Consider the following 15,540-nt stretch of genomic DNA (forward strand, 5'->3'; position numbering starts at 1 on the left):
AGAAGCGAATCAGCCGCGCTTGGCCGCGACACGCCGACGCGCGAAAGCCGCGCCGCCCAGGGCCAGGCCCACCAGGGCCAGCGATGCCGGCTCAGGGACGCTGGTGGCGGAGGCTTCGAAGTTGAAGTCGCCGATGTTGCGGCCAACGCTGAAATTGACCCCGTCGACGTAGCTCGACATCACGCCCGAGGCACCGGGGAAGGAGCCGTAGTCCACTTCAATGCCGTAGATCATCGCGTCGTCCAGGTCCACCGTGCCTGTGCCCGCGCCGGTGCAGGTCGAAGCCCAGTTGGCCAGACTCTGGCGACGATCGTCAAAGCTCAGCGCATAGTCGCCGCTGCCGCAACCCAACGATTCCTGACCCTTGCCGCCGACGCGGAAGAAGAAATCGCCGCTGGTCATGTCGACCGTGGAGGTGTGCCAGTTGCCATCGCCGGTGTTGGCGCCATAGAAGCCGAGCGAGCCGTCGTCGCGGCCCACCTGGGTGGAGTTGGTCAGGCCGGACAGCATCAGACGGATCGTCGGGTCCGGCGCGCCTGCCGGCGCCATGTAGCTGAAGCCGAGGGAAACACCGCCGTTCAACAGGTCGCCGACGCGCACGGCCGTGCCGAAGCTATAGAACGCCAAGGGCTGCTGGCCCGTCCCGCTGATGGTGAACTGGATCGAGCCGTTGCCCTGGTAGGCCTGGTCGCCGCTGATCGTGGCCGGCGAGGTGCCGTTGCCACCATCACCCAGGACCCAGCCCTGCAGGTCACTCGTGGTGACCACCGTGGGCGTTGCCATGGCATGGCCTGCAAGCAGCATCGACGCCGCCGCGCAAACGTGGCGCAAGACGTGTTTTGTCAACATTTCTAGTCTCCGTTGTTGGGCCGGCCGCGGAAAGCGCAGCAGGCGCGGGGGCAGCGATTGCAAAAGCGATGCCAAAGCCACTGACTGCGACTAAGTCTTTGATTCTTCCTGCGACTTGTGCGACAGGAGAACAAATCAACTGATAGGTTTTTGCGATGTAAAAAACGTCGACATGGGAAAATCGCAGTCCTTTCCCTTTCCTTTGCTTGGCACGGGTCCGTCCGGCCCTCAACTCCCATGAAGACTTCTCCCCGCTCGTTCGCCGTCAGCGACTTCGATTTCGAGCTTCCTCCTGAACTGATCGCCCAACATCCCGCCGCCGAGCGCAGCGCCTCGCGCCTGCTGGACGGCCGCGGCGAAGCGCCGGTGGATCGCGTGTTCCGCGAACTGCCCGAGCTGCTGAATCCGGGCGATCTGCTGGTGTTCAACGACACCAAGGTGATCAAGGCGCGGCTGTACGGCGCCAAGGCGAGCGGCGGCGCGGCCGAGGCGCTGGTCGAGCGCGTGCTGGCCGGCACGAACGAGGTCTGGGCGCACCTGCGTGCCAGCAAGTCGCCCAAGCCCGGCTCCGTGGTGCGCTTCAACAATGCCTTCGACGCCGAGGTGCTGGGCCGCTGCGGCCCCGACAACGGCCTCTTCCAACTGCGCTTTCCCAGCGATCCGTTCGCGCTGCTGGAGCAGCACGGCCATGTGCCGCTGCCGCCCTATATCGAGCACGGCGACGATGCCGACGACGTGCGGCGCTACCAGACCGTCTTCGCCCGCGAGCCCGGTGCCGTGGCGGCACCGACGGCGGCGCTGCATTTCGACGAGGCTCTGCTCGAACGCCTGGCGCAGCGCGGCGTGGAGACGGCGCACGTGACCTTGCACGTCGGCGCCGGCACCTTCCAGCCGGTGCGGGTCGACAACATCGCCGACCACAAGATGCACAGCGAGTGGTTCCAGGTCTCGCCCGGGACCGTCGATGCCATCGCCCGCACGAAGGCGCGCGGCGGCAAGGTCGTCGCCGTCGGCACCACGACCTTGCGCGCGCTGGAATCGGCCGCGCGCGACACCGGCACCTTGCAGGCCGGCGCGCGCGAGACGGACATCTTCATCACGCCGGGCTTCGCGTTCCTCGTCGTCGACCGGCTGGTGACGAACTTCCACCTGCCCAAGAGCACGCTGATGATGCTGGTCAGCGCCTTCGCCGGCTACGAGCCCGTGATGGCGCTGTACCGCCACGCGATCGCCGCGCGCTACCGCTTCTTCAGCTATGGCGACGCGATGCTGCTGGAACGCAAGGCCTGATCGATACTGGGGCCGAGGAGAGCGGCCCGATGCAAGACGAGAAGAACAGCGCGCACCCGCAGCAACAACAGCTGGTGCTCTGCTTCGACGGCACCAACAACACGCTGACCGGCGGCACGCAGGACACCAATGTGCTGCGCCTGCATCGCCACCTGAGCGCCCACCCGGCGCCCGAGGGCTGGGCCCGGCTGCTGTACTACGACCCCGGCGTCGGCTCGCCCGACAGCATGCCGCCCACGAGCCTGTGGGACTGGGCCGGCCGCACGCGCGAGCGCCTCGCCGGCCTGGCCTCGGGCCGCGGCATCTACGACAACGTGGCGCAGGGCTATCTGTTCCTGATGCGGCACTGGCGCAGCGACGCTGACCAGATCTACTGCTTCGGCTTCTCGCGCGGCGCCTTCACCGCGCGGGCCGTCGCCGGCATGGTTAACCTGTTCGGCCTGCTGGAGCCGCAATACGAGGCGCTGCTGCCGACCTTGGTGCGCATCTACTTCTCGCAGCCGCCGCAGCCCTCGCCGAAGAAGAAAAAGCGCAGCTTCGCGACTCGGCTGCACCGCGAGCTGGGCCTGGTGCATGCCGACCGCGACACGCTCGCCGCGCAGGTGCGCGAACAGTTCGCGCAGGCGCGCCAGCCCTGGGTGTACGGGATCGGCGTCTGGGACACGGTCGAATCGGTGGGCCTGCCGGGGCCGCTGTCGCAAAGCAATCCGGCCTCGGCCACCTTCGTCGGCAAGCGCATGCGCCATGCCCGCCATGCGTTGGCGCTGGACGAGCACCGCTACGCCTTCCTGCCCCGGCTCTACGAAGAGCCGGGCGACGTCGACAGCGGCGGCCAGACGCTCAAGCAGCGCTGGTTCGCCGGCGTGCACTGCGACGTCGGCGGCGGCTATCCGGTGCACGAGGCGGGCCTGTCGGACCAGGCGATGGCCTGGATGGTCGACGAACTCGGGCCCGAACTGGGCATCCCGCCCTGGACGCCGGAACAAGCGGCACCGCGGCGCCTGCGCCACGATCCGCTGTGGGACACGCCCTGGTGGGCGCTGGCCGGCATGTGCCTGCGCGACATGCGGCCGCACACCAGCGTCGGTGCCACGCCAATCGCGGTGGTCCCCGCGGCGGTCGACCACCCGCCGCAGGCCAGCGTCTGGCAGCAGGCGCGCTCGCCCTGGCCGGCGCTGGCGGCGCTGCTGCTGGGCCTCGTGTTCGTGCTCTTCTCCGGCGCCTGCCTGCTGCAGGACGGCGGACTGTTGCGCCTGTTCTCCGCCGGCGCGTCGGGGTCAGGTATGGGCGATGCCTGGCGCGCCGGCCTCTCGCTGGTCGACCAGCAGCTGCATGGCGACGCGGACCTGCTGCGCCGCTACGGCGTCGGCTGGGCCATGTTCTGGGACCTCTGCTTCATCGGCTGCTGGGGCTACCTGCTGGCGCGCATCGCCTCGCGCGGCTTCGCCTGGCTGGCCCCGCCACGCCGGCCGGGAGATGCGCGGCCCTGGTGGCACGCGCTGGGCATGCTGCCGCTGATCGCCGTGATGGCCGATGTGATCGAGGATGGCCTGACGCTGGTGGGCCTGGCGTTGCATGGCATGGATGCGACGCTGCTGGGCGTGGTCGCGGTCGGGCTCGTCGCCGTCGCATCGCTGCTGAAATTCCTGGCCTTGTTGGGCTGCCTGTTCTGGGTAGCGCTGCGGCTGTGGATCGCGATGCCTTGGGTCAAGCGCTGGCGTTCGCGCTGAGCCAGCCGATGCGGCCCTGGCCGGCTTCGCCCAGCCGCGCGACGAAGCCCGCCGCCGAGGGCTCGGGCAGCGCGATCGAGGCCTCCACCTGCGCGCCGTGCTGCACCTCGACAAGCCGCGCGCCGGCGGTCTGCTCCACCTCGCGGCGCAGCAGGCCTTCCAGCGCGTAGGGCAGGGTGCAGCGCAGCTGCTGCAGCCGCACCAGCGGCACCTTCTCGGCCTGCAGCAGCGCCTGCGCGACGGCATCGGTGTAGGCCCGCACCAGCCCGCCGGCGCCGAGCTTCACGCCGCCCCAGTAACGCACGACGGTGGCCAGCACGCCTTCGAGATCCTGGTGGCGCAGCACCTCCAGCATTGGCCGCCCGGCGGTGCCGCTGGGCTCGCCATCGTCCACCGCCGCGGACTGCCCGCCGGCCAGCAGTGCCCAGCAGACGTGCACGGCGCCCGGATGCGCCGCGCGCAGCTCCGCCACGCGAACCAGCGCGCCGGCGCGATCGGGCATCGGCTCGACGCAGCCGAGGAAGCGGCTCTTCTTGATGATCAGCTCGCTGCTGACGGCACGGGCAAGGCTGGAGGACATGCCGCCATTAGACTTGAGCGGAGAGAGGGTCAAGCCTTGCAACGATCGATCACCGCGGTGCTGCGCGCGTTCGCGCTGACCTTGTGGCTGCTGCTGCTGAGCCAGGCCCTGCCATCGACGGCACTCGAACTGCGCGAGGCCCGGCGGATCTCGCCCGGCAGCGCCGAGCGCAGCGTCGCGCTACCCGACACCTGGTCCGCCGGCGCGGTCGACCGCGCCAGCTACCACCTGAACTTCCCGCTGGCGGCGGTGCCGCAGGCCCAGTGGGCGCTGCGCATCGACCGCCTCAGCACCGCCCACCAGATCTACCTCAACGGCCACCTGCTGCACGAGAACGGCGAGGAGGCCGATGGCCGCACGCGGGTGCGGCCGCTGCCCTTCTACCTGGCCATCTCGCCATCGCTGCTGCGGGCCGGCGACAACGAACTGCGGCTGGAGCTGCAGTTCGGCGCGCGCGGCGGCCTGTCCACCGTGCAGATCGGGCCGGACGACGATCTGCGCCCCACCTGGCAGCAGGACCGGCGCTGGGACACGGCGCTGCCGCAGGCGCTGAACGTCGGCGGCGCGGCGCTGTCGCTGCTGATGCTGCTGGTGTGGCTGCGGCGGCGCCAGGAGCTGGCCACCGGCCTGTTCGGCCTGCTGTGGCTGGTGGCCTCGCTGCGCAACTACGACTACTTCGTCGCCGACTCGCCGCTGCCCGCGGCCTTGAGCGACTGGCTGTACTTCTGCGTCCAGGCGATCACCGTTTGCCTGCTGGGCCTGTTCGCGGTGGCCCTGTCGGGCCGGCCCTGGCCGCGGCTGCGCCTGCTGTACAGCGCCTGCCTCGTGCTGATGCCGGTCGCTGGCGGGCTGGCCTGGGTGGCCGATGCGTTGCTGCCGCTGCGCCTGCTCGTCTACCCGGTGCTGATGGTGATGTGCGCCGGCGTGGCGCGCATCCTCTGGCCGCTGCTGCAGCAGCAGCGCGGCATCGCGCTGGCCGTGCTGCTGGCCGGCGCGGCCGTGCTGACGGGCGCGGGCGCCCACGACTACAGCTACCTGCACGGCTGGGTGCCGATCAGCGGCTTCTACTGGGTGCCCGTCGTGCTGCCCTTCGTGCTGGCCAGCTATGGCGCGATGCTGCTGGACCGGCTGGTGCTGGGCCTGGCACGCTCGGAGGAGCTGAGCCAGCGCCTGGAGCAGCGGGTGGCCGAACGCACCGCCGAGCTGGCGGCGGCGAATGCGGAGAAGTCGCGCTTCCTGGCCATCGCGAGCCATGACCTGCGCCAGCCGGTGGCGGCGATCGGCCTGATGGTGGAGCTGGCCGGCGAGCAGGTGCAGCAGGCCCATCCGCTCGCCTCGGCGATGCTGGCAAAGGCGGGACTGGCGGTGTCCGGGCTCGACGAGCTGCTGCGCAGCCTGCTGGACCTCTCGCGGCTGGACGTGTCGCCCGCGCCCACCGCGCTACGGCCGGTGCCGCTGCAACCGCTGTTCGAGGCGATCGCGGTGCATGCGCAGGCCAAGGCCCACTCGCGCAAGCTGAGGCTGCGCTTCCGCCCGACGACTGCCGTGGCGCTGAGCGATCCGCTGCTGCTGGAGCAGGCGCTGCGCAACCTCGTGCACAACGCGCTGCGCTACACGGAGAGCGGCGGCGTGCTGGTGGCCGTGCGGCGCCGCGGCGCGCGGCTGGCCGTCGAGGTCTGGGACAGCGGCCGCGGCATCGCGCCGGAGCACCGCCAGCAGATCTTCGAGGAGTTCGTGCAGGGCAGCGCGCCGACCTCGGATGGCGTCGGCCTGGGCCTGGCCATCGTGCGGCGCAATGCCGCTGCGCTGGGCCACGCGCTAGGTCTGGCCTCGCGCCCGGGCCGCGGCAGCTGCTTCTGGATCGAGCTGGCGCCGGTCGTCCCGGCCTCTCAGTGAAGACCTGACCCCGGGTCGCGTGGAGTCCGTCACGGCCGTGGCGGCACCTTCAGCCGTTTGGCCGATGCTGCGCGCGCGGCCGTCTCCCTAGCATCGCCCCTCGTAACGATTCATTTCAACTGACACGAGGGGACCTGATGATGCCGACGAACAAGATGAGCTCCGCGCTGGCCGCGGCCTGCGCCCTGATGCTGAGCGCCTGCGGTGGCGGCGGCAGCAGCAGCGACACGCCCGCCCCGCCGGTGACCCCGGCCGCGTTGACCATCGGCGGCACCGCCGCCACTGGCGCGGCGATGGCCGGCGCCAGCGTGCAGATCAAGTGCGCCGGCGGCAGCGGCTCGGCCACCAGCGCCACCGACGGCAGCTTCAGCACCAGCATCACGGACGCCGCGCTGCCCTGCGCGCTCAGCGCTACCAGCAGCGACGGCAAGACGACGCTGCGCTCGGTCGCACCGGCCGGCACGGCCACCAGCGCCACCGCCAACATCACGCCGCTGAGCGAGATCATCGTGGCCCAGGTCGCTGGCGGCGACGCGGGCGCGCTGTTCAGCAGCTTCGATGCCGCCGCCCAGGCCAAGCTGAGCAGCACCAATGTCGCCAGCGCCGTGACGACCGTGGCCGCGGCGTTGAAGGGCACGATCGACCTCAGCGGCGTCAACCCGCTCAGCGACGCGCTGGTGGCCACCGGCGGCGGCAAGACCGGCAACGCGCTGGACCAGAAGCTCGACGCCTTGGGCGCCGCGCTGAAGGCCGGCGGCAGCAGCGTGGCCGACGTGGCGGCGGCGCTGCTCGCCAACCCCGGCGCACCGGCCGTCGTGCAGACCCTGCTGCAGCCGGCCGCGACTTCCTGCGCCGCACTGCGCAGCGGCAAGTTCCATCTGCTCGATGCCTATGACGGCGAGCGGCCGGTCTCGCTGGCCACGGTCGACGCCTCGGCCCTGACGGTCAAGGAGGCCGACGGCACGATCCTCACCTTCGCGCCGGTCAGCGGCAGCGCCTGCGCGTACACGGCCGGAGACGGCAAGGTCAGCGCCTACGTCGCGAAGTCGGGCGTCATCGTCGTGCGCTACCTCGACGACGCCGCCACCGCCCGCGCCGCGCTGCTGGTGCCGGACCAGTCCGTGCCGCTCAGCGAGATGGCCGGCACCTGGAACATCGCGATCTATGGCATCGACGAGTTCGGCGGCCCGGCCGCGCCCTACTTCAGCGTGCAGACGCTGGACAAGACCTCGCTATCGACCGCCGGCGCCGACTGCGTGGGCCTGAACGCCTGCGAGAGCTGGATCCCCCGCGCCACCGACATCTTCACCGTGGACACCACCGAGGGCGGCTTCACGCACGCCGACGACGAGGGCAGCGGGCGGCTGTTCCCGGTGAAGACCGCGACAGGCCAGATCGCGCTGTTCGGCATGCTCTTCGACACGCAGAAGCGCCCGATCGGCCTGGTGTTCTTCAGCAAGCAGACAGCGCTGAGCTTGCCCACCGTCGGCGCGGTCGACAACTTCTGGGATATGCAGGTGAACAGCGCCGGCATCGCCCAGGCGGTGGCCGACACGCAGACGACGATCCAGTCCGTGGACACGAGCGCGGGCAGCTACACGCGCATCCGCACCTCGGACGGCCGTGTCGACGGCTTCACGCTCAACAAGCCGCGCGACGGCATGCGCTACCGCGCCGCGGGCAGCAGCGTCGGCACCAACGGCAAGACGATCACTTTCGGCGCCACGCTGAACACGCCGCTGCCGGGCATGGGCCTCACCGTCTACAGCAGCCTCACGACCGACGCGGCGACGAACTTCTTCGGCATCTCGATCGGCAAGCCCTGACCCTGGCGGGCGGTGCCTAGAAGCGCAGCCCCAGCGCGGCGGCCTTCACCACCGCCTGGGTCCGCGTGTTGACCTCCAGCTTGCGGAACACCGCCGCCAGGTGCGTCTTGACGGTGGATTCCGACAGGTCCAGCTCGCGGCTGATCAGCTTGTTGGAGCGGCCGCGGATCAGCAGGCGCAGCACGTCGAGCTGGCGCTCGGACAGGTCGATGGCCGCCGGCGACGAGGCCGGCGCGGCAGGGGTGTGGCGCGGCAGGTAGATGCCACCGCCGAGCACATGGGCCAGGGCCTCGCGCATCAGGCCGGGCTCGGCGCTCTTCGGGATGAAGCCCTGGGCGCCGGCGTTGATCGTGTCGAGCACCGTTTGCGGCGCGTCGTCGGCCGACAGCACCACCAGCGCCGGGCCCGGCAGCTCCTGCTGCAGCTGGCGCAGGCCGGCCATGCCGTCGCTGTCGGGCAGGCCGAGGTCCAGCAGGGTCAGCGCGAGGTCCGGGTGTTGCCCGCCGAGGTCGATCGCCTCGGCGATGCTGGCGGCCTGCAGGCACTCGACGCCGTCGAACGCATGGGCCATCAGCAAGGCCAAGCCCTCGCGAAACAGCGCGTGATCGTCGACGAGCAGGGCTTTCCGGAGGCCTTTCATGGTGCCGCCGATTATGGGCGTTAGGCCCGCGCCATCTTGGGTAAGAAGCACCAGCGGCCGGGGCGCCTGCGACAATCGCAGCCATCATGCTCAAGTTCGACCTGCTCAAGACCGAGGGCCGCGCACGCCGCGGCACGCTGACCCTGAACCATGGCGTCGTGCAGACGCCCATCTTCATGCCGGTAGGCACCTACGGCACCGTGAAGGGCGTGATGCCCGGCTCGCTGGAAGACATGGGCGCGCAGATCATCCTGGGCAACACCTTCCACCTGTGGCTGCGCCCGGGCATGGACATCATCAAACAGTTCGGCGGCCTGCACCGCTTCGAGAGCTGGAACAAGCCCATCCTCACCGACAGCGGCGGCTTCCAGGTCTGGTCGCTGGGCGAGATGCGCAAGATCAGCGAGGAGGGCGTCAAGTTCGCCTCGCCGGTCAACGGCGACAAGCTGTTCCTCACGCCCGAGATCAGCATGCAGATCCAGACCGTGCTGAACAGCGACATCGTCATGCAGTTCGACGAGTGCACGCCCTACGAGACCAAGGGCCACATCACGACGGAGCCCGAGGCGCGCAAGTCGATGGAGATGAGCCTGCGCTGGGCCAAGCGCTGCCAGGACGAGTTCGCGCGCCTGGAGAACCCGAACGCGCTGTTCGGCATCGTGCAGGGCGGGATGTTCGAGGGCCTGCGCAGCGAATCGCTGGCCGGCCTCGCGGCGCTGGACCTGCCCGGCTACGCGATCGGCGGCCTGTCCGTCGGCGAGCCGAAGGAGGACATGAACCGCGTGCTGGCGCACATCGGCCATCAGCTGCCAGCCGACAAGCCGCGCTACCTGATGGGCGTGGGCACGCCGGAAGACCTGGTCGAAGGCGTGAGCCAGGGCGTGGACATGTTCGACTGCGTGATGCCCACTCGCAATGCCCGCAACGGCCACCTGTTCACCCGCTTCGGCGACCTGCGCCTGCGCAATGCGCGCTACAAGACGGACGAGAAGCCCGTCGACGAGACCTGCAGCTGCTACTGCTGCCGCAACTTCAGCCGTGCCTACCTGCACCACCTCGATCGCTGCGGCGAGATGCTCGGCCCGATGCTCACCAGCATCCACAATCTTCACTACTACTTGAACCTGATGAGCGAAGTGCGCACAGCGCTCGACGAGCCCGAGGCGGGTGGTTTCGAGCGCTTCCGCGCGCGGTTCAATGCCGACAGGGCCCGTGGAATCCAGTAACGGCGGCCTTTGAAGGCCTCACGGCCATCGCGCCGTGAGTCACGCCGTGAGTCGTATCGATATACAGCCGGTTACAACGGATTCCTCATTTCGACGGATGTCACCCCGCCAGGGCCGCCGATAGAGTCGCCCCCTTTCCTGACGGAGGACTGACTCGATGACTGCCTGGATGAATGACTCCAAGGGTGCGCGCACTCGCGCCTGCGCCCTGCTGGCTTCCGCCGTGCTGGCCGCTTGCGGCGGTGGCGACGACACACCGCCCGCCATGGTTGCCGGTGCCGACACCGCGACGCTCAGCGCCGGCCAGACCGCGCAGCTGCTGGCCAACGACACGATCGGCGGCGCGGCCGCCGTCTCCGGCAGCAACGTCAGCTTCTCGGTCACGACGAGTCCGCTGCCGACCGGCGTCACGCTGGCCGGCGGGGTGCTGAGCGTCGATGCCACCGCCGTACCGGGCACGAGCACGATCGCCTACAAGATCTGCGACGTGGACCATGCAGACAACTGCGCCAGCGCCAACGTCACGCTGACGGTGCCGCCGCCGGCCATCGTCGCCACCAATGACACCTTGACCGTCTCGCCCGGCGGCAGCGGCGACGTGCTCGCCAACGACACGCTCGGCGGCGCCGCGGCCACGGCCGCTACCGTCGCAGCCACGGCCACCGGCACGCTGCCGAGCGGGGTCACCTTGTCCGCCGGTGGCCTGCTGGCCGTTGCCGCCAGCACCACGCCGGGCAGCTATTCGATCGGCTACACGATCTGCCAGACCGGCCTGGCGACGAACTGCGCCAACGCGACGATTACGCTGACGGTCCCGGCCATCGGCGCACTGGGCGGCCGCGTCGTCGATGAGATGACCGGTGCCGGCATCGCCGGCGTGCGCGTCAGTGCCTCGGGCCTCAGCGCCACCACCGACAGCGACGGCAGCTTCAGCCTCGGCAACGTGGGCGCGCAAGACCGCATCAGCGTCGTCTTCGACGAGGCCAGCCACGCGCAGACCGCGCGCATCGCCTCGGTGACGGCAGGCGCCACGAGCGACCTGCAGGTGCGCATGCTGCCGGTGGGCATCAGCGCCAGCGTGCCGGTCGCGGCCGGCGGCACCGTGTCGCTCCCGACCGGCCCGGGCCGCGTCGTACTGCCGGCCAACGGCGTGCAGCGCGTGTCCGACGGCTCGATCCCGAGCGGCGATATGACCGTCGCGCTGACGGCGATCGACCCGGCCTCGAACACCGCGCTGATGCCCGGCGACTTCACGACGATGCAGGCCGGTGCCGCCGTGCCGATCGAGAGCTTCGGCGCGATCAACGTGCAGCTCAGCGATTCGACCGGCGCGGCGCTGAACCTGCGCAGCGGCCAGACGGCGACGATCCGCATCCCGCTGTCCTCACGCAACCCCTCGGCCCCGGCGACGATCCCGCTGTTCTGGTACGACACCGCGGCCGGCCGCTGGGTGCAGGAAGGCACGGCCACCCTGGACGGCACGAGCAGCTACTACGAAGGCACGGTCTCGCACTTCACGACCTGGAACGCGGACCAGACCTACAACACCATCAACGTCACCGGCTGCGTGAAGGACGCGGCGGGCAATGCCCTCGCCAACGCCTTCCTGCAGACCGACGGCGTCGACTACTCGGGCACCAGCAGCGCCCGCAGCGCGGCCGACGGCAGCTTCGTACTGCCGATGCGCAAGAGCAGCCTGGCGACGCTGGTGGGTCTGTCCGCCGGCCGCCTGACGAACACGCTGCGCATCGGCGCCTACGCGGCAGACACGACGCTGACCGACTGCCTGGTACTGGGTCAGAACGGCGCTGGCGTGACGATGACGCTGACCTGGGGCGCGACACCGAGCGATCTCGACTCGCACCTGTACGCACCGGACGGCAGCCACGTCTACTACAGCAACAAAGGCGCGCTGCTGGCCTCACCGTTCGCCAACCTCGACGTCGACGACACCAGCAGCTACGGGCCCGAGGTGGTGACGCTGACCAAACTGATGGTGGGCACCTACAAATACTCGGTGCGCAACTATTCGGGCCAGGGTAGCGGCATGATCGGCGCGTCCGGCGCCCGCGTCGTGCTGACGGTGCCGGGTCGCAACAACGAGCTCTACGTGCCGCCGACCAGCGGTGAGTCGACCTCGACCGACTGGTGGAACCTGTTCGAGATGGACGTGGACGCGAGCTGCGGCATCACCGTGCGCCGCGTCGGCACCTACTCGTCCACCGCGCCGACGGCCGCGTCGGGCAACGGTACGCCGCAGTACTGCACGGCACCTTGATCCTGCGCCCTGATCGGGCGTCTTGCCAGCGTGGGCGCTGCGGGCCAAGATCCCGCATCCCCACGCCGGACGCTCGATGATGAAAGCTCGTTCCCGCCTCGCAACCGCAGCGCTGAGCAGCGCCCTGCTGCTCGGCGGCTGCGGCGGCGGTTCGGACATCGACGATCCGCTGCTGCCGCTGATCCTGATCACCGATGTGGCCTTGACGCTGGCCGCGGGCCACTCGGCCTTCCTGCTCGGCGGCGACACGATCGGTGGTGCGCCGGTCCTGCTGTTCAGCAACATCACCTTCGAGCTGACCGACACCTTGCCCAATGGCGTGACCGTCAACAACGGCTACATCAGCATCGGCAGCTCGGCACGGACCGGCACGACGACGATCCGCTTCCGTATCTGCGACATCGACCACCCCGGCAACTGCGCCAGCGGCAAGATCGTGTTGACGGTGAACGGCTGATCGACTGACCGGGCGGCGGTTCGATCAGCCCGGCTGCGCCAGCAGCGCGCGCACCCGCTCGCGCAACGTCTCGGGGCTGACCTCGGCGGGCGCCATCGGCGCGCCGGCGACGAGGCCCACGCGGCTGTTCAGGCCGCGGCGGAAGGGTTTCACCATCGCCGTGCCGGCCTCGACGCGCGAGAAGTAGGAGCCCCACAGGTTCTGCAGCGCCAGCGGCACCACGGGCACCTCGGCGAAGCCGTCGAGGATCTTCATCACGCCGCCCTTGAAGGGCTGCAGCTCGCCGTCGCGGGTGATGCCGCCCTCGGGGAAGATGCACAGCAGCTCGCCGTCGGCCAGCACGGCGCGGGCGCGCTCGAAGGCGGCTTCGTAGACGGCCGGGTCTTCCTTCTGCGGCGCGATCGGGATCGCCTTGCCCAGGCGGAACAGCCAGCCCAGCACCGGCGTGCGGAAGATGCGGTGGTCCATCAGGAACACGATGGGGCGCGGGCTCGCGGCCATGATCAGGATCGCGTCGACGAAGCTGACGTGGTTGCAGACGAGCAGGCCCGCACCCTTCAGCGGGATGTGCTCGTCGCCACTCACACGGAAGCGGTACATCACCCGCGAGACGATCAGCGCGACGAAGCGAAGCAGGTACTCCGGCACGATCAGGAAGATGTAGAGCGCCACCACCGCGTTGGCGATGCCCACGGCGAGGAACAGCTGCGGGATCGTCAGCCCCGCGCCGAGCAGGGCCCCTGCAAGCACCGAGCTGGCGATCATGAAGATCGCGTTGAGGATGTTGTTGGCCGCGATGATGCGGGCGCGGTGCGTGGGCTGCGTGCGGATCTGGATCAGCGCGTACATCGGCACGCTGTAGAGGCCCGCGAAGCCGGCGAGCAGGCACAGGTCGACCAGCACGCGCCAGTGGGCCGCCGTGGCGAGGAAGGTGCCGACCCCCAGCAGCGCGGTCGGCGGCAAACCGGACGAGGCGAAGTACAGGTCGATCGCGAACACGCTCATGCCGATCGCGCCGAGCGGCACCAGACCGATCTCGACATGCCGGTGCGACAGTACCTCGCACATCAGCGAGCCCGCGCCGATGCCAATCGAGAACACCACCAGCAGCAGCGAAGCCACATGCTCGTCGCCGTGCAGCACCTCCTTGGCAAAGGCCGGGAAGTTGGCCAGGAACACGGCGCCGAAGAACCACATCCACGAGATGCCCAGCAGCGAGCGGAACACGGCCAGCTGCCCATGCGCGAGCTTCAGGTTGCGCCAGGTCTCGCTGACCGGGTTCCAGTTGATCTTCAGGGCCGGATCGGTGGCCGGCAGCGCCGGCACCGCCTGCGCCACCAGGCGGCCCACGATGGCGGCAAGCACGCAGGCGCCGGCCGCATAGCGTGCACCATCGCCGGGGATCGCGATCAGCAGGCCACCCGCCACATTGCCCAGCAGGATGGCGACGAAGGTTCCCATCTCGACCATGCCGTTGCCGCCGGTCAGCTCGCGCTCGTTGAGCACCTGCGGCAGGTAGGCGAACTTGACCGGGCCGAACAGAGTGGAATGCACGCCCATCAGGAACACGCAGACCAGCAGCACCGGCACGTTGGCGCTGATGAAACCCCAGGCGGCCAGCAGCATCACGACGATCTCGAAGCTCTTGACGAAGCGGATCAGCTTCGTCTTGTCGAGCTTGTCGGCCAGCTGGCCACTGGTGGCGGACAGCAGCACGAAGGGCAGGATGAACAGGGCGCCGATCACCAGGCCCGCCTGCTCAGGCTGCAGCCATTTCACGCTGAGTTGGTAGGTCACCATCACGGTGAAGGCGAACTTGAACAGGTTGTCGTTGCCCGCGTTCAGGAACTGTGTCCAGAAGAAGGGCGCGAAGCGGCGTTCGGACAGCAGCTGGAACTGGCTGCTGGCTGGTTGTTGCGGCTGTTCGTGATGCATGGTGTTGGCTTCCCCGTTGGCGCGGATTCTGGCTCAACGCGCAATGGTGCTCGGCTCGCCGCCCAAGCCGGCCTGCGGCAGCCAGGCGAAGATCGAATCGACGGTGGTGGTGGCGATGCGGCCGGAGAAGCGTTCGGCGTTCGGATGGTCGGAAAAGGAGATGTTGGCCCGCGTGGTCTCGGCGCCCAGGCGCTTCATCGCCGACAGGTGCAGCACCGTCGGCGGGTAGCCGCGCCGGCGCAGCCAGTCCTGCGCGGTGGCGCGGTTCCAGACCTGCTCCGGACTCGCCGCCATCGCCAGCGTCTCCAGCGCCCACTGGTTGCTCTGCTGGAAGCGCTGGCTCCACGGATAGGCCAGCATGTTGTAGCGCGGTTCGTTCAGCGCCAGCACGCGGCCACGGCCTTCGGCCCGCAGCAGCGGCAGCAGCGCCTGCTGCAGCTCCGGCGAGAGCACGACGTAGGCCGCTTCGTAGCGCCACGGCCGGTCCATGAAGAACTCGCCCAGGCCCTGGCGGAAGATCGCGCCGTTCGCGCTGCCGCACTCGTTGAGCTTGTGCAGTACGCGCCAGGGACCGGCCTCGGTCTTGTAGGCGAAGCCCAGGTGCGACCAGCGCAGGCCGTACTCCGTCAGGTTCTGCCCGGCGCGCGCCAGCAGCACCACCTGCGCGCCGCTGGCGTCGAGCCGCTCGGACGTGAGCTGCGCGAGCTTCATGCCTTCGGCGATCTGGGTGGCGCTCTGCGGTTCTTCGGTGCAGGTCTGGCCGGCGTGGCAGGGCAGGGTCAAGCCGAGGGCCAGCGCCAAGGCCAGCAGAGAGGATTGGAGGCGTTTCATCG

At 69.6% G+C, this 15,540-nt stretch carries 12 protein-coding genes; 7 read left to right on the top strand and 5 right to left on the bottom strand.

Annotated features, from left to right (window positions below; genetic code table 11):
• Positions 1 to 9 precede the first annotated feature (9 nt).
• Positions 10 to 849, bottom strand: coding sequence for a PEP-CTERM sorting domain-containing protein (locus tag SNE35_RS09300; protein ID WP_320422616.1), 840 nt, complete (start codon positions 847 to 849; stop codon positions 10 to 12).
• A gap of 237 nt (positions 850 to 1,086) precedes the next feature.
• Here SNE35_RS09300 and queA point away from each other — a divergent pair, with 237 nt between their 5' ends.
• Together queA and SNE35_RS09310 are read left to right on the top strand one after the other, a co-directional pair.
• Complete coding sequence (gene queA / locus SNE35_RS09305; protein WP_320422617.1) at positions 1,087 to 2,139, top strand: tRNA preQ1(34) S-adenosylmethionine ribosyltransferase-isomerase QueA; 1,053 nt, start codon at positions 1,087 to 1,089, stop codon at positions 2,137 to 2,139.
• A 29-nt stretch (positions 2,140 to 2,168) separates the two neighbouring features.
• The gene (locus tag SNE35_RS09310; protein ID WP_320422618.1) at positions 2,169 to 3,869 is read left to right on the top strand and encodes a T6SS phospholipase effector Tle1-like catalytic domain-containing protein; all 1,701 of its coding nucleotides are present in this window, start codon (positions 2,169 to 2,171) and stop codon (positions 3,867 to 3,869) included.
• Here SNE35_RS09310 and SNE35_RS09315 read toward each other — a convergent pair.
• Entirely contained in the window at positions 3,847 to 4,449 is a 603-nt protein-coding gene (locus SNE35_RS09315) for an IMPACT family protein (RefSeq protein ID WP_320422619.1), read from the bottom strand. The genes SNE35_RS09310 and SNE35_RS09315 overlap by 23 nt on opposite strands.
• Positions 4,450 to 4,485: 36 nt before the next feature.
• Here SNE35_RS09315 and SNE35_RS09320 point away from each other — a divergent pair, with 36 nt between their 5' ends.
• Complete coding sequence (locus SNE35_RS09320) at positions 4,486 to 6,345, top strand: sensor histidine kinase (protein ID WP_320422620.1); 1,860 nt, start codon at positions 4,486 to 4,488, stop codon at positions 6,343 to 6,345.
• Positions 6,346 to 6,485: 140 nt separating this feature from the next.
• The gene (locus SNE35_RS09325; RefSeq protein WP_320422621.1) at positions 6,486 to 8,171 is read left to right on the top strand and encodes a hypothetical protein; all 1,686 of its coding nucleotides are present in this window, start codon (positions 6,486 to 6,488) and stop codon (positions 8,169 to 8,171) included.
• 16 nt (positions 8,172 to 8,187) lie between these two features.
• Here the strand turns inward: SNE35_RS09325 and SNE35_RS09330 are convergent, their stop codons facing one another.
• Positions 8,188 to 8,811: a response regulator transcription factor gene (locus SNE35_RS09330; RefSeq protein ID WP_320422622.1), complete on the bottom strand. Its 624-nt coding sequence runs from the start codon at positions 8,809 to 8,811 to the stop codon at positions 8,188 to 8,190.
• An 86-nt stretch (positions 8,812 to 8,897) separates the two neighbouring features.
• On the opposite strand from SNE35_RS09330, the gene tgt reads away from it, so the two are divergent.
• From tgt to SNE35_RS09345, 3 genes are all read left to right on the top strand, one after another.
• Positions 8,898 to 10,037 (top strand): tRNA guanosine(34) transglycosylase Tgt, encoded by a 1,140-nt coding sequence (tgt, locus tag SNE35_RS09335; protein ID WP_320422623.1) that lies wholly within the window; start codon positions 8,898 to 8,900, stop codon positions 10,035 to 10,037.
• Between the two features lie 169 nt (positions 10,038 to 10,206).
• On the top strand, positions 10,207 to 12,315 hold the full coding sequence (locus SNE35_RS09340) for a carboxypeptidase regulatory-like domain-containing protein (RefSeq protein ID WP_320422624.1): 2,109 nt from the start codon (positions 10,207 to 10,209) through the stop codon (positions 12,313 to 12,315).
• A gap of 79 nt (positions 12,316 to 12,394) precedes the next feature.
• On the top strand, positions 12,395 to 12,772 hold the full coding sequence (locus SNE35_RS09345) for a hypothetical protein (RefSeq protein WP_320422625.1): 378 nt from the start codon (positions 12,395 to 12,397) through the stop codon (positions 12,770 to 12,772).
• A gap of 24 nt (positions 12,773 to 12,796) precedes the next feature.
• Here the strand turns inward: SNE35_RS09345 and SNE35_RS09350 are convergent, their stop codons facing one another.
• Together SNE35_RS09350 and SNE35_RS09355 are read right to left on the bottom strand one after the other, a co-directional pair.
• Positions 12,797 to 14,707 carry an MFS transporter gene (locus SNE35_RS09350; protein ID WP_320422626.1) on the bottom strand — a complete coding sequence of 637 codons (1,911 nt, stop codon included), beginning with the start codon at positions 14,705 to 14,707 and terminating at the stop codon, positions 12,797 to 12,799.
• A 33-nt stretch (positions 14,708 to 14,740) separates the two neighbouring features.
• A complete protein-coding gene (locus tag SNE35_RS09355; RefSeq protein WP_320422627.1) occupies positions 14,741 to 15,538 on the bottom strand; it encodes a DUF2145 domain-containing protein in 798 nt (265 codons plus the stop codon).
• Positions 15,539 to 15,540 lie beyond the last annotated feature (2 nt).

Origin of the sequence: Roseateles agri, assembly GCF_034043675.1 — a bacterium.
Lineage (GTDB): Bacteria > Pseudomonadota > Gammaproteobacteria > Burkholderiales > Burkholderiaceae_C > KK5.